The organism is Streptomyces sp. NPDC048659 (assembly GCF_040650575.1).
GTDB lineage: Bacteria > Actinomycetota > Actinomycetes > Streptomycetales > Streptomycetaceae > Streptomyces.
Map to the genome: position 1 here is coordinate 25102 of NZ_JBEZHM010000019.1, position 13672 is coordinate 38773.

Annotated in this window: 12 protein-coding genes; 7 read left to right on the forward strand and 5 right to left on the reverse strand. The window is 73.4% G+C overall.

Annotated features, from left to right (window positions below):
• Positions 1 to 42 precede the first annotated feature (42 nt).
• Complete coding sequence (locus AB0C99_RS16990; protein ID WP_362475557.1) at positions 43 to 1218, forward strand: serine hydrolase domain-containing protein; 1176 nt, start codon at positions 43 to 45, stop codon at positions 1216 to 1218.
• On the opposite strand, the gene AB0C99_RS16995 is transcribed toward AB0C99_RS16990, so the two are convergent.
• The 3 genes from AB0C99_RS16995 to AB0C99_RS17005 form a co-directional block, all read right to left on the reverse strand.
• Entirely contained in the window at positions 1184 to 1759 is a 576-nt protein-coding gene (locus AB0C99_RS16995) for a hypothetical protein (RefSeq protein WP_362475559.1), read from the reverse strand. The two genes, AB0C99_RS16990 and AB0C99_RS16995, sit on opposite strands and share 35 nt — an antisense overlap.
• Before the next feature lie 113 nt (positions 1760 to 1872).
• Positions 1873 to 3072, reverse strand: a complete 1200-nt coding sequence (locus tag AB0C99_RS17000) for a spermidine/putrescine ABC transporter substrate-binding protein (protein WP_362475561.1) — start codon at positions 3070 to 3072, stop codon at positions 1873 to 1875.
• 132 nt (positions 3073 to 3204) lie between these two features.
• Positions 3205 to 4641 carry a gamma-aminobutyraldehyde dehydrogenase gene (locus tag AB0C99_RS17005; RefSeq protein WP_362475563.1) on the reverse strand — a complete coding sequence of 479 codons (1437 nt, stop codon included), beginning with the start codon at positions 4639 to 4641 and terminating at the stop codon, positions 3205 to 3207.
• Positions 4642 to 4832: 191 nt separating this feature from the next.
• Between AB0C99_RS17005 and AB0C99_RS17010 the strand changes: the two genes are divergently transcribed.
• The 6 genes from AB0C99_RS17010 (at position 4833) to AB0C99_RS17035 (ending at position 10953) form a co-directional block, all read left to right on the forward strand.
• The gene (locus tag AB0C99_RS17010; RefSeq protein ID WP_132918998.1) at positions 4833 to 5339 is read left to right on the forward strand and encodes an Lrp/AsnC family transcriptional regulator; all 507 of its coding nucleotides are present in this window, start codon (positions 4833 to 4835) and stop codon (positions 5337 to 5339) included.
• Positions 5324 to 6703 carry an aspartate aminotransferase family protein gene (locus tag AB0C99_RS17015; protein WP_362475565.1) on the forward strand — a complete coding sequence of 460 codons (1380 nt, stop codon included), beginning with the start codon at positions 5324 to 5326 and terminating at the stop codon, positions 6701 to 6703. The genes AB0C99_RS17010 and AB0C99_RS17015 overlap by 16 nt, the downstream gene beginning before the upstream one ends.
• Positions 6704 to 6900: 197 nt before the next feature.
• Positions 6901 to 7629 carry an ATP-binding cassette domain-containing protein gene (locus AB0C99_RS17020; protein WP_362475567.1) on the forward strand — a complete coding sequence of 243 codons (729 nt, stop codon included), beginning with the start codon at positions 6901 to 6903 and terminating at the stop codon, positions 7627 to 7629.
• Positions 7611 to 8699 (forward strand): hypothetical protein, encoded by a 1089-nt coding sequence (locus AB0C99_RS17025; RefSeq protein WP_362475569.1) that lies wholly within the window; start codon positions 7611 to 7613, stop codon positions 8697 to 8699. The genes AB0C99_RS17020 and AB0C99_RS17025 overlap by 19 nt, the downstream gene beginning before the upstream one ends.
• Positions 8700 to 8747: 48 nt before the next feature.
• Positions 8748 to 9902 carry an LOG family protein gene (locus AB0C99_RS17030; RefSeq protein WP_362475571.1) on the forward strand — a complete coding sequence of 385 codons (1155 nt, stop codon included), beginning with the start codon at positions 8748 to 8750 and terminating at the stop codon, positions 9900 to 9902.
• 79 nt (positions 9903 to 9981) lie between these two features.
• A complete protein-coding gene (locus AB0C99_RS17035) occupies positions 9982 to 10953 on the forward strand; it encodes a hypothetical protein (RefSeq protein WP_362475573.1) in 972 nt (323 codons plus the stop codon).
• Positions 10954 to 10985: 32 nt separating this feature from the next.
• Here the strand turns inward: AB0C99_RS17035 and AB0C99_RS17040 are convergent, their stop codons facing one another.
• Both AB0C99_RS17040 and AB0C99_RS17045 read right to left on the reverse strand, forming a co-directional pair.
• Positions 10986 to 12005 carry an ABC transporter ATP-binding protein gene (locus tag AB0C99_RS17040; RefSeq protein ID WP_362475575.1) on the reverse strand — a complete coding sequence of 340 codons (1020 nt, stop codon included), beginning with the start codon at positions 12003 to 12005 and terminating at the stop codon, positions 10986 to 10988.
• Positions 12005 to 13618 (reverse strand): iron ABC transporter permease, encoded by a 1614-nt coding sequence (locus AB0C99_RS17045; RefSeq protein ID WP_362475714.1) that lies wholly within the window; start codon positions 13616 to 13618, stop codon positions 12005 to 12007. The genes AB0C99_RS17040 and AB0C99_RS17045 overlap by 1 nt, the downstream gene beginning before the upstream one ends.
• Between the last annotated feature and the right edge of the window lie 54 nt (positions 13619 to 13672).

The following is a 13672-nucleotide window of genomic DNA, read 5'->3' on the forward strand; positions in this document are numbered from 1 at the left end:
TGGAGCCATCGAGAACAACGGCTCACACCACCGGAGTTGACCATGAGGAACACCACCCGCACGCTGCTGGCCGCCGCGCTGGTCCTGGGAGTGGCGGCGGGCCCGTCGGTCCTCCCGGCGCTGGCGGCACCGGCGCCCGCGGCGGCCACGGCCACCGCGCCCCTGGACACGGCCGCCCTGGAGCGGGCGATCGCGGCCCTCCCGTCGGGGGACGCGACGGCGGCCCTGGTGCGAGTCGGCGGCACGGAGGGCGTCTGGCAGGGCAGCGCGGGCGTGCACGACCTGCGGACGAACCGTCCGGCGGACCCGGGCGGCCGGTTCCGGGCGGGTTCGGTGACGAAGGTGTTCACGGCGGCGGTGGCGCTGCAGCTGGCGGGCGAGGGCCGCCTGGACCTGGACCGGACGGCCCGCTCGTATCTGCCGGAGCTGATCCCGGCGGCGTACGGCGAGGTGACGGTGCGCCAGCTGCTGAACCACACGCACGGCATCCCGGCGGCGGAGCTGCCCGGGGAGACGGTCGAGGAGTGGTACGCGAACCGCTTCACGCGGCACGACCCGAGGGATCTGGTCCGCTCGGCGACGGCGCAGCCGAGGGAGTTCGCGCCGGGCGAGAAGCAGCACTATCTGAACATCGGCTACACGATCGCGGGTCTGGTCATCGAGCGGGTGACGGGTGACTCGTACGAGCACCAGGTGAGCGCCCGGATCCTGGGCCCGCTGGGGCTGCGCGACACGTATCTGCCGGGCCGGAGCCCCCGGATCGAGGGCCGGCACAACCATGGCTACCAGGTGATGACGCGGGCGGACGGGTCGACGGAGCTGCGGGACGTGACGGCGTGGGGGCCGACGGAGGGCTGGGCGGCCGGGGACCTGATCTCCACCACGGCGGACCTGGAGCGCTTCACGAAGGCCCTGTTCGCGGGCCGGGTGGTGCGCGGGCCGCTGCTGGAGGAGATGTTCACCCTGCCGAAGGTCGCGGACGTCAAGTCCGGTGCTCCGGCGGCGTATTCGGTCGGCCTGTCGATGATGAGGCTGGGCGGGCGCGAGGTGTGGGGCAAGACGGGCAGCCGCTGGGGTTACACCACCGCGATCGCCTCGACCCGTGACGGCGCCCGCACGCTGGTGTACAGCGTCAACGCGACGGACGCCAAGGGCCAGGACATGAACCGGACGGCGCTGAACCTCATGCTGGCGACGTACGGCCCGCCGTCGAAGTGAGCTCCGGCGCGGCGGGCGGCGACCCGGCGGCCCGCTGGAGGGCTTCCAGCCGCTTGATGAGCCGGCGGACGGCGAGGAGCGGCAGGATGCCGATGACGCCGAAGGACATGTCGATGACGGACCACCAGAAGGGGATGCCCCGGACGGGTCCGCAGATGAGGGCGAGCGGGATGATGCCGACGCAGGCGATCATGCCGAACTCGATGACCCAGATGTTGCGGACCGGGTCGCGGTAGGGCCCGTAGAAGGCGACGGCGATGACGAGGTGGGCGAAGGCCAGCCAGTCGGTGCCGTAGAGGAGGTACGGGGCCGTCGCGTCGGCCCCCTCGATGCCGGCGCGGACGCGGGAGATCCACTCGGCGAGGCCGGGGAGGGTGTCGGCGACGGGGGCGGCCCAGGTGTCCAGGGCGCCGTCGAGCAGGCGGAGTTCGGTGACGAGCGGGAAGGCCGTGGCGCCGCTGAGCACCAGGCAGACGATGAAGACGACCAGCCAGACGCGGATGCGCGTGAGAAGGGCTCTGGGCCCGTTCGTGTCGCTCATGAGGGCAGCGTACGCCCCTCATGAACATGTTCAAAAAGGGGGTCCCGCTCCGGCGGAACGGGAGCGCGGAAAGGCCCCGGCGGAGGCGCTCCGCCGGGGCCGGGATCCCGTCCTCACAGGCCGACGATCGCGTTCCAGCGCTTGGTGAACTCGGCCCGCTCGTCCGCGCCGATGTCCCGCGCGATGGCGAGCCGCGCCCGCATCGCGTCGTCCGGGAAGATCAGCGGGTCCTCGGCGAGCGCGGCCCGCTCCTCGTCACCGGAGTCGGCGAGGACGGCCTGGGCCGCGGGGACCGGGCAGACGTAGTTGACCCAGGCGGCGAGGTCGGCGGCGACCTCGGGCTCGTAGTAGTAGTCGACGAGCTTCTCGGCGTTGCGCTTGTGCTGGGCCAGGTTGGGGATCATCAGGGACTCGGCCCAGAGCTCGGCGCCCTCCTCGGGCACGACGAACTCGATGTCCGGGTTGTCGGCCTGGAGCTGGATGATGTCGCCGGAGTACGCCTGGCAGGCGAGCACGTCGCCGGTGGACAGGTCCTTGATGTAGTCGTTGCCGGTGAAGCGGCGGATGTGCTTGCGGCGGACCAGGCCCTCGATCTGCTCGCACAGCGCGTGGAAGTCGTCGGCGGTCCAGCGGGTCACGTCGACGCCCATGCCCTGCATGAGCAGCGAGAAGGACTCGTCGAGCCCGGACAGCAGGGTGACCTTGCCGCGCAGGTCGTCGGCCCACAGCTCCTTGGTGGAGCGGATCTCCCGGCCGAGCTTCTTGCGGTTGTACGCGATGCCGGTGATCCCGGACTGCCAGGGCACCGAGTGCAGCCGCCCCTGGTCGAAGGCGGGGTTGCGCAGCAGCGGGTCGAGGTTCTTCGCGACGTGGGGCTGCGCGGCCCGGTCCATCTCCTGGACCCAGCCGAGGCGCACGTAGCGGGCGGCCATCCAGTCGCTGATCACGATGAGGTCCCGGCCGGTCTCCTGGTGGTTCATCAGGGCCGGGCCGACCTTGCCGAAGAACTCGTCGTTGTCGTTGATCTCCTCCGTGTAGCGCACGGAGATCCCGGTCCGCTTCCGGAAGGCGTCCAGGGTGGGCCGCTTCGACTTGTCGTCGTCATCGGTGTCGATGTAGAGCGGCCAGTTCGCGAAGTGCAGCACCCGGTCCCGGTCGGAGAGGTCCCGCCCGGCCCGGTCCTCCGGGTCGACGTAGGCGGCGGGCACCCCGCACGCGGCGAGGAGCGCGGCGGCGCCGGCACCGCCGAGGCCCCGCAGCAGGGCGCGGCGGGTGGGGTTCAGGCGGGCGGGGTCGATTGCTCTGGCTCTCACCCGGACAGCATGGTCGCCCGGGGCGACCAGCTGCAATGGACGGTACGTCGACCGGGACGGCGCGGCCCCGACACCTTGTCGATCACCTGGGGCAGGTGGTCGAGGTGCCGGGGCCGCGCGGGGCGGGCTCGGTCAGCCCAGGGAGGTCATGACGTGCTTGATGCGCGTGTAGTCCTCGAAGCCGTACGCCGACAGGTCCTTGCCGTAGCCGGACTTCTTGAAGCCGCCGTGCGGCATCTCGGCGACCAGCGGGATGTGGGTGTTGATCCACACGCAGCCGAAGTCGAGCGAGCGGGACATGCGCATGGCGCGGGCGTGGTCCTTCGTCCAGACCGAGGAGGCCAGGGCGAACTCGACGCCGTTGGCGAACTCCAGCGCCTGGGCCTCGTCCGTGAAGGACTGGACCGTGATGACCGGGCCGAAGACCTCGTTCTGGATGATCTCGTCGTCCTGCTTGAGGCCGGAGACGACGGTCGGGGCGTAGAAGTAGCCCTTGTCGCCGACCCGGTGGCCGCCCGCCTCGACCTTGGCGTGCGCCGGCAGGCGGTCGATGAAGCCGCTGACCTGCTGGAGCTGGTTGGCGTTGTTCAGCGGGCCGTACAGCACGTCCTCGTCGTCCGGCTGACCGGTCTTGGTCTCGCTGGCGGCCTTGGCGAGCGCGGCGACGAACTCGTCGTGGATGGACTCGTGGACGAGCACGCGGGTGGCGGCCGTGCAGTCCTGGCCGGCGTTGAAGAAGCCGGCGACGGAGATGTCCTCGACGGCCTTCTCGATGTCGGTGTCCTCGAAGACGACGACCGGCGCCTTGCCGCCCAGCTCCAGGTGGACGCGCTTGACGTCCTTGGCGGCGGACTCGGCGACCTGCATGCCGGCGCGCACCGAGCCGGTGATGGAGGCCATCGCCGGGGTCGGGTGCTCGACCATGGCCTTGCCGGTCTCGCGGTCGCCGCAGATGACGTTGAAGACGCCCTTGGGGACGATCCGGCCGATGATCTCGGCGATCAGGACCGTCGACGCGGGGGTCGTGTCGGAGGGCTTGAGGACGACCGTGTTGCCCGCGGCGAGGGCCGGGGCGAACTTCCACACGGCCATCATCATCGGGTAGTTCCACGGCGCGACCTGGGCGCAGACGCCGACCGGCTCGCGGCGGATGATCGAGGTCATGCCCTCCATGTACTCGCCGGCCGAGCGGCCCTCGAGCAGGCGGGCGGCACCGGCGAAGAAGCGGATCTGGTCCACCATCGGCGGGACCTCCTCGCTCGCGGTGAGGGCGACCGGCTTGCCGGTGTTCTCGACCTCGGCGGCGATCAGGTCCTCGGCGCGCTCCTCGAAGGCGTCCGCGATCTTGAGCAGGACCTTCTGGCGCTCGGACGGCGTAGTGTCGCGCCAGGCGGGGAAGGCCGCCGCGGCGGCCTCCATGGCGGCGTCGACGTCGGCCTGGCCGGACAGCGGGGAGGTCGCGTACACCTCACCGGTGGCAGGGTTGATCACGTCGATCGTGCGGCCGTCGGCCGCGTCCCGGAACTCGCCGTTGATGTAGTTGCGCAGCCGCCGCAGCTCGGTGGTCACTTGCCACCCCTCCTGTCACGTTCTGTTCCCGCACTCCGTCGTGCGGCGTCCCGCTGAGCGAGACACCTCAGCCTAGTCGGTTCACAGACGCTTTCAACAGGCCGGATCCCCGTCAACTTCGGATTCCGTGTGTTCAAGCCCTCCAAACAACGAATTTCATCACTCCGGGGTTGCAAGAACGACGAGGTTCGGTGCACAGTGAAGTCGTGGCCAGTCGAAGCACAGACTCCAGAACCGGAACCGGTTCGTCCCCGACGATCGATGCCGTCTCCCTGGCGATCATCGAACAGCTCCAGGAGGACGGTCGCCGTCCCTACGCCGCCATCGGCAAGGCCGTCGGCCTCTCCGAAGCCGCCGTACGACAGCGCGTCCAGAAGCTGCTCGACCAGGGCGTCATGCAGATCGTCGCCGTCACCGACCCGCTCACCGTGGGCTTCCGGCGGCAGGCGATGGTCGGCATCAACGTCGAGGGTGACCTGGATCCGGTCGCGGAGGCGCTGACCGCGATGGCCGAATGCGAGTACGTGGTGATGACCGCGGGCTCCTTCGACCTGATGGTGGAGGTCGTCTGCGAGGACGACGACCACCTCCTGGATGTGATCAACAAGCGCATCCGCACCCTCCCCGGGGTGCGCTCCACCGAGAGCTTCGTCTACCTGAAGCTCAAGAAGCAGACCTATATGTGGGGAACCCGATAGCCGTGAGCCAGGACCTCTCGAAAACCGCCTACGACCACCTGTGGATGCACTTCACCCGCATGTCGTCGTACGAGAACAACCCCGTCCCCACCATCGTCCGCGGTGAGGGCACCTACATCTTCGACGACAAGGGCAAGCGCTACCTCGACGGCCTCGCCGGCCTGTTCGTGGTGAACGCCGGCCACGGCCGCAAGGAGCTGGCCGAGGTCGCGTACAAGCAGGCCCAGGAGCTCGCGTTCTTCCCCGTGTGGTCGTACGCGCACCCCAAGGCCGTCGAGCTCGCCGAGCGTCTGGCGGACTACGCCCCCGGCGACCTGAACAAGGTCTTCTTCACCACCGGTGGCGGCGAGGCCGTCGAGACCGCGTGGAAGCTCGCCAAGCAGTACTTCAAGCTGCAGGGCAAGCACACCAAGTACAAGGTCATCTCGCGTGCGGTCGCCTACCACGGCACCCCGCAGGGCGCCCTGTCCATCACCGGCCTGCCGGCCCTGAAGGCCCCCTTCGAGCCGCTGGTCCCCGGCGCGCACAAGGTGCCGAACACCAACATCTACCGCGCCCCGATCCACGGCGACGACCCCGAGGCGTTCGGCCGCTGGGCCGCCGACCAGATCGAGCAGCAGATCCTCTTCGAGGGCCCCGACACCGTCGCGGCCGTCTTCCTGGAGCCGGTGCAGAACGCCGGCGGCTGCTTCCCGCCGCCGCCCGGCTACTTCCAGCGCGTCCGCGAGATCTGCGACCAGTACGACGTGCTGCTCGTCTCCGACGAGACGATCTGCGCCTTCGGCCGCCTCGGCACGATGTTCGCCTGTGACAAGTTCGGCTACGTCCCGGACATGATCACCTGCGCCAAGGGCATGACCTCGGGCTACTCCCCGATCGGCGCCTGCATCGTCTCGGACCGCATCGCCGAGCCGTTCTACAAGGGCGACAACACCTTCCTGCACGGCTACACCTTCGGCGGCCACCCGGTGTCCTCCGCCGTGGCCCTGGCGAACCTCGACATCTTCGACAAGGAGGGCCTGAACCAGCACGTGCTGGACCAGGAGGGCAACTTCTTCTCGACGCTGCAGAAGCTGCACGACCTGCCGATCGTCGGCGACGTCCGCGGCAACGGCTTCTTCTACGGCATCGAGCTCGTCAAGGACAAGGTCACCAAGGAGTCCTTCAACGACGAGGAGGTGGAGCGCGTCCTCTACGGCTACCTCTCCAAGGCGCTGTACGAGAACGGCCTCTACTGCCGTGCCGACGACCGTGGCGACCCGGTCATCCAGCTGGCTCCGCCGCTGATCGCGGACCAGTCCACGTTCGACGAGATCGAGCAGATCCTCCGCAACACCCTCACCGAGGCGTGGACGAAGCTGTAGGTCTCGACGTGCGCCACACCGCCCTCACGGTGTGACCCCGGCCCGGGTGTGCGGCCATCCGAGTGGATGGCGGCGACCCGGGCCGCGTGCTGTCCGTACAAGCTGATCTGAATCCTTACGGTGACCGACAGGCCCCTCCCCTCGTTCCCCCGGACGGGGGAACGGACCCCGTCGGATTCAGCATCGAGGTGTACGCGATGGCCCCACCGGACAACGACGTGCTCTGGGCGCGTTCCCTGCACTGCACCCTGGGCGGCACCGAGGTCCTCACCGGGGTCTCCCTCGGTGTGCGCGAAGGCGAGATCCTCGCCCTCACCGGCCCCCGCGGCAGCGGCAAGACCACCCTGATGCGCTGCCTCTCCGGCCAGACCGTGGCCCAGCAGGGCGAGGTCTGGTTCAACAGCGCCCCCCTGCACACCCTCGGCACCGCCCGGCGCGAGCGCGTCCGCCGCGAGCGCTTCGGCTGGATCGACCCCGAGCCCGGCCTGGTCCCCGAGCTCACCGGCTGGGAGAACGCGGCCCTGCCGCTGCTGCTGCGCGGCATCTCCCACCGCGCCGCCAAGACCAGCGCCCTGGAATGGCTCGACCGCCTCGACATCGGCGCCGCCGCGCGCCGCCGCCCCGGCGCCCTCAACCACTCCCAGCGGCAGCGGATCGCGATCGCCCGCGCGCTCGTCACCACCCCCTCGGTGCTCTTCGCCGACGAGCCGACCGCCACCCTGCACCGCGCCGACGGCGCCCAGGTGCTGCGCACCCTCACCGCCGCCGCCCGCTCGCACCGGATCACCGTGCTGCTCGCGACCCACGACCCCGAGGTCGCCGCCCTCGCCGACCGCTCGGTCGCCCTCCTCGACGGACGCCGCGTCGGCTCCGTACCGCCGGCCACCGGGGCGGAGGGCGTCGCCGCGTGCTCGCTCTCCGTCTAGTCCGCGGCACCCACCCCCTCGTCCAGCTCCGCCGCCTCGCGGTCGCGGCGGCGGCGGCCGGGGTGGGCTTCCTCCTGCTGTGCGCCCTCGGCTACGCGGTCGGGCACCCCGACCGCTCCGCCGCCTCCGGCGTCCGCCTGCTGTGGTGCGTGCTGCCGCTCGCCGCGACGGCGCAGTTCGCGGTCGCCGTCGCCCGCACCGACCCCAGCACCCGGCCCCGGCAGGGCCTCGACGCCGTCGGCCTCGGCCCCGCCCGGCTCACCGCGCTCGCCGCCGCCTCCACGGCGGTCGCCTGCACCCTCGGCTCGGCCGTCGCGCTGCTGTTCTACCTGCACCTGCGCGGCGACATCACCGGGCTCCCCTTCGACGGGGCGGCGGCCGAACTGCTCGCCGCCGACCAGCCCATGCCGGTCCCCGCCGCGCTCACCCTGCTGGCGATCCTGCCCGTCGTCGCGGCCACCGCCGCCGGCCTCTCGCTGCGCCCCCGCACCACCACGGCCACCCCGCCACGCCCCTCCACGCAGCCCTCCGGGCTCCCCTGGGGCGTGTCCCTCCTCGCCGTCGGCCTCGCCCTGGAGACCTACGCGGGCCGCGACGGCGGCGGCGGAGTGCTGGCCGGCTGGATCCTCACCGCGGCGGGCCTCGCGATGGCGGGCCCCGGCCTGACCCACGCGTGCGGGCGGCTGCTCCAGCTCGTCCGCCCCGGCGCGGTGCGGCTGCTCGCCGGCCGCGTCCTGATGACCGAGGCGCGCCGGATCGGGCGCCCGCTGGGCGTGGTCTGCGCGGTCGGCTCCGGCGCGGTGGCGGCGCTCGCCCTCGGCACCGGCTTCGGGCCGCTGGCCGGTCTGGGCGCCGCGCTGGTGGTGGGCTGCACGTCGGCGACGCTGCTGACCGCGGCCCTGGAGTCGCGCCAGTCCCGGGCCCGCACCACCGAGGCGCTGCTGCGGATCGGCGCCCCGCCGACCGCCCTGCGCTCGGCGGCGCTGCTGCGCGCGGGCGTGCTGCTGGCCGTCTTCGTGCCGCTGACCTGGACGGTCGGCGAGCTGGCGGCCGTACCGCTGCGGGGCTGAGCGGCCGGACGCGGGACCGCCACCGCGCCCGGCCCCTATCGTGGGCCCATGACCCGGAACGCCCGGCAGACCCGGAACACCCGCCGAACCCGGGGGATACGGGAGATCCGCTCCCTCGCCGCGTTCGACGCGGCGCTCGGCGAGCCCGGCTCGCTCGCCGCGTCCCGCGTCCAGTCCGTCGACCTGACCGACCGCACCTTCGCGCTGCTCTCCGCGTCCACCGCGGACGCCGTGTTCCTCGGCTGCGCCATGCAGCCCGAGGCCGCCGCGAAGGTGCGGGCGGACGGGGCGCTGGTCTTCCCGCCGGTGCCGGACCTGCCGTTCGACCCGTACCGGGCCCGGCTCTACTCCCCCGACGAGCTGTACGAGGGGATCGCGGACCACGCCTACACGGCGACGCCCGACCACCGCACGTACGCCTGGTTCCAGCGGACCGAGGGCGACGGCGACATCTTCTCCTCGATGCTGCGCTCCCTCCACGACGACGCCGTCTCGGACGCCCTGGACGACTACCTGGCGGACGCCCGCGTGGTCGGCGTGATGGGCGGGCACCGGACGGCCCGGGGCACGGAGGCGTACGCGGGGGCCGCGCGGCTCGGGCGGGCGCTGGCCCGCGCCGGGCTGACGGTGGCGACCGGCGGCGGGCCGGGCGCGATGGAGGCGGCGAACCTGGGCGCGTACGCCGCGCCGCTCGGCGACGGGGTCCTCGACGAGGCGCTGGCCCTGCTGGCCAAGGCGCCCTCGTTCACACCCTCGGTGACGGACTGGGCCCGCGCCGCCTTCGAGGTGCGCGAGCGCTGGCCGGGCGGCGGCGCGTCGGTGGGCATCCCCACCTGGTTCTACGGGCACGAGCCGCCGAACGCCTTCGCCGCCCTGATCGGCAAGTACTTCGCCAACGCGACCCGCGAGGACGGCCTGCTGGCCCGCTCGGGCGCGGGCGTGGTGTTCCTGCCGGGCGCCGCCGGGACCGTCCAGGAGGTCTTCGACGCGGCCACCCCGAACTACTACGGCTCGCACGGCGAACCGGCCCCGATGGTCCTGGTGGACCGGTCCCACTGGACCGAGCGACTGCCGGTCTGGCCGCTGCTGCGCACACTGGCGGAAGGCCGCCCGATGGCGGCCCGGATCGCCCTGGTCGACTCGGTCGACGAGGCCCCGGAGGCGCTGGCCCGGCTGGCGGGGGGCCGGGCAGCGGCGGGGTAGCCGCCGCTCCCCCGCGCGGCGGAGCCGGTCGCGACCCTGGTCGGACGTGCGGGGCGGGCCCGGCCGGGAGGCTCGTGGCATGACCACGTTGAAACCTGGATTCCTGGCCGACTGGCCGGCGTGGGCGACGCGGGCCGCCCTCGGCTGGTCGCTGCTGTACGCGGCGGGCGCGGCCCTAGCCGCCGCCACCGGCCCCGCCTACGGATACGCACTGCTCGGCAAGGGCACCGGGCCGGGCTTCGAGGCCGCCGCGGCCGGGCTGTACGGGGCCGCCGCCGTCCTCGCGTACGCGCTGCTCCGCGGGCCCGCGGGGCGCGGGCGCACGGCGGGCGCGTGGGCGGTGGCCGGGCTGTGCGTGACCTCGGGCTTCGCCTTCCTGCTCAGCCCCGTGTGGCTGCTCGCGACGTTCCTCTCGCGCGGCCAGGACCCGATGGACTGGGCGGCCTGGGCCAACCAGGGCGCGGCGGTCCTGGGCGCCGCGCTGTGGGGGTGCGCGGCGCTGGCCGGGCGGCGGGCGCGGCTGGGGAGCTGTGCGTACTGCGGCGGGCGGGCGGCGGCGGTGCCGGGCGAGGCGGGCCGGGCGGGGCTGGTGGCGGTCGCCGCCCTCGTCCCGTACACCGCCCTGAAGACGGCGTGGGCGCTGGGCCTCACGTTCGGGTACACGGGCGGGGGCCGGCCGGGCGCCGATCCGCGCTACACGAGCGACGCGGGCCTGTGGCTGTACGACCACGGGGTCGACGTCACGGCGGTCCTCGCCGTGCTGGGGATGCTGCTGGCGCTGGCGCTGACCCGGCCGTGGGGGCGGCGGCTGCCCCGCCCGCTGCTGCTGGGGCTCGGCTGGGCGGGGGCGGGGGCGCTGGCCCCGTTCGGCGTGCTGCTCGCGGTGCTGGGCGTGCTCGCCTGGACGGGGGTGACCGAGGCCGGGCTCGCCGGGCACGCGCCCTGGGTGGTGGTGGTCGCGTACGGCGGCTTCAGCCTGTTCGGCCTGGCCCTCGCGCGGGCGGCCCTGGTCCACCAGCGGGCGACCCGGAGGGCGTGCGGGCGCTGCTGACGGGCGCCGCTGACGGGCGGGCCCCCGGCGGCTCACTCCCCGAGGACCACCACGTCCTCCGCGCGGAACGCGACCCCCGTCTCGGCGCCCTCGTCCGGCGCGTCCCGCAGCGGGAACTCGGCCTCCAGGGGCGGGCCCTCGGCCGGGGCGAGGCGGACGGCGACGTGGTTGCCGCGGAAGGTGCGGGAGGCGACGCGGCAGCTCAGGCCCTCGCCGGGGGCGACGAGGCGGACGCCGCCGGGGCGGACGAGGAGGCGCCCGGCCCCCTGCGGGGAGCCGTCCGGGACGGGGATCCGGCCCCAGACCGTGTCGGCGGCGGTTCCGGTGACGGTGGCGGCGACCACGTTGTCGAAGCCGAGGAAACGGGCGACGAACTCGGAGGCGGGCCGCCGCCAGACGTCCAGGGGCGTGCCGGTCTGGGCGATCCGCCCGTCGCGCATGACGACGACCCGGTCGGCGAGCGCGAATGCCTCGCCCTGGTCGTGGGTGACGGCGAGGACGGTGGTGCCGAGGCGGGCGAAGAGGCCCCGGAGCTCGACCACGAGCCGTTCGCGCAGCCCCCGGTCGAGCTGGCCGAGCGGCTCGTCGAGCATGAGGAGCCGGGGCCGGGGGGCGAGGGCGCGCGCGAGGGCGACCCGCTGCTGTTCGCCGCCGGAGAGCGCGGAGACCGCGCGGCGGCCGGCGCCGGGCAGCCCGACGAGGTCGAGGAGCTCCTCGACGCGCGGCCCCTGCTCCGCGCGGGGCACGCCGTGCATCCGCAGCCCGAAGGCGACGTTCCCGGCGACGTCCCGCTGCGGGAAGAGCTGGTGGTCCTGGAACATGAGGCCGACCCCGCGCCGGTGCGCGGGCACCCCGGTCTGGTCGGCGCCGCCGAGGAGCACCCGGCCGGCGGTGAGCGGCTGGAGTCCGGCGACGGCCCGCAGCAGGGTGGACTTGCCGCTGCCGCTGGGGCCGAGCACGCACACGATCTCGTGCTCGGCGACCTCCAGGTCCACCGCGTCGAGGACCGCGCGGTCGCCGAAGCGGACGGTCGTGTCCGTGAGCGTCAGCATCAGAACTCCCCCGAGGTCCGGTCGGTGCGAAGCCGTTCGAGGAGCAGCAGAGACACCGCGCACACCACCATGAGGATCGTCGAGAGGGCCATGGCCTGGCCGTAGTTGAGCTCGCCGGGCCGGCCGAGCAGGCGGGCGACGGCCACCGGCAGGGTCGGGTTGTCGGGGCGGGCGATGAAGACCGTGGCGCCGAACTCGCCGAGCGAGACGGCGAAGGCGAACCCGGCGGCGATGAGCAGGGCCCGCCGCACCAGCGGCAGGTCGACCTCGCGCCAGGCGCGCCACGGGGAGGCGCCGAGGACGGCGGCGGCCTCGCGGAGCCGTTCGTCGACCGCGCGGAGCACGGGGAGCATGGTCCGTACGACGAAGGGGACGCCGACCAGCGCCTGGGCGAGCGGGACGAGGATCCAGCTCGCGCGCAGGTCGAGCGGCGGTTCGTCGAGGGTGATGAGGAAGCCGAAGCCGACGGTGACGGCGGACACCCCGAGCGGCAGCATGAGCAGCGCGTCGAAGCCGCGGACCAGCCGCCCGGCCCGCCGGGTGAGCGCGGCGGCGGCGAGCCCGCCGATGACGAGGGCGATGGCGGTGGCGGCGAGCGCGTACTGGAGGGAGTTGACGATGGTGTCGGTCATCGGCACGAGGAAGGTGCCGTTCTCGTCGACGGTCTGGAGCGCCCGGTAGTAGTCGAGGCCATAGCCGGCGGGGGTGGCGAGGGAGCGTTCGACGAGGACGCCGAGCGGCGCCAGGATGAGCAGCCCGATCGACAGCAGGACGGCGGCGAGCAGCAGCCACTGGCCCGCGCCGCGCGGGCGGGCGGCGGTCCGCTCGGCGGGGACCAGCCGCAGGGCGGTCTCGCGGCGGCGGACCATCCGGGCGTGCAGGAGGAGGATCGCGGCGACGGCGAGGAACTGCACGATGGTGAGGACGGCGGCGGTGGAGAGCTGGAGCCGGTCGGCGGTCTGCCGGTAGATCTCGGTCTCCAGGGTGGAGTACGCGGGGCCGCCGAGGATCTGCACGATGCCGAAGGAGCTCGCGGTGAACAGGAAGACCATGAGCGCGGCGGCGGCGACGGACGGCCCGAGGGCGGGCAGGGTGACCGTCCGGAAGGCGCGCCACCGGGAGGCGCCGAGGACCCGGGCGGCCTCCTCCTGGCGCGGGTCGAGCTGGGCCCAGAGGCCGCCGACGGTGCGGACGACGACGGCGTAGTTGAAGAAGACGTGGGCGATGAGGATGGCCCAGACGCCGGTGTCGAGGCGGACGCCCCACAGCTCGTCGAGGAGTCCGCGGCGCCCGACGAGGGCGAGGAACGCGGTGCCGACCATGACGGTGGGCAGCACGAAGGGCACGGTGACGACGGCCCGCAGGATCCCCTTGCCGGGGAAGTCGAGGCGGGCGAAGACGTACGCGCCGGGGAGCGCGATCAGCAGGGTGAGCGCGGTGGAGGCGAGCGCCTGCCACAGCGTGAACCACAGCACGTCGAGGATCTCGGGGCTGCCGAGCGTCTCGGTGAAGCGGCCGAGCTCCCAGTGCCCGTCCGGCCGCAGTCCGCGCTCGACGATGGAGACGACGGGCCAGGCGAAGAAGACCGCGAAGAACGCGGCGGGCAGCGCCATGAGGGCGAGCCGCGCCGCGTTCCCCGTACGGCCGGGGCGGCCCTGGCGGGCCGG

Bases quoted from the DNA above. Each gene is read 5' to 3' on its own strand.
- AB0C99_RS17020 (WP_362475567.1), top strand. From the start codon at position 6,901: ATGGCCCCACCGGACAACGACGTGCTCTGGGCGCGTTCCCTGCACTGC.
- AB0C99_RS17040 (WP_362475575.1), bottom strand. From the start codon at position 12,005: ATGCTGACGCTCACGGACACGACCGTCCGCTTCGGCGACCGCGCGGTC.
- AB0C99_RS17030 (WP_362475571.1), top strand. From the start codon at position 8,748: ATGACCCGGAACGCCCGGCAGACCCGGAACACCCGCCGAACCCGGGGG.
- AB0C99_RS17045 (WP_362475714.1), bottom strand. From the start codon at position 13,618: ATGGCGCTGCCCGCCGCGTTCTTCGCGGTCTTCTTCGCCTGGCCCGTC.
- AB0C99_RS17035 (WP_362475573.1), top strand. From the start codon at position 9,982: ATGACCACGTTGAAACCTGGATTCCTGGCCGACTGGCCGGCGTGGGCG.
- AB0C99_RS16995 (WP_362475559.1), bottom strand. From the start codon at position 1,759: ATGAGCGACACGAACGGGCCCAGAGCCCTTCTCACGCGCATCCGCGTC.
- AB0C99_RS16990 (WP_362475557.1), top strand. From the start codon at position 43: ATGAGGAACACCACCCGCACGCTGCTGGCCGCCGCGCTGGTCCTGGGA.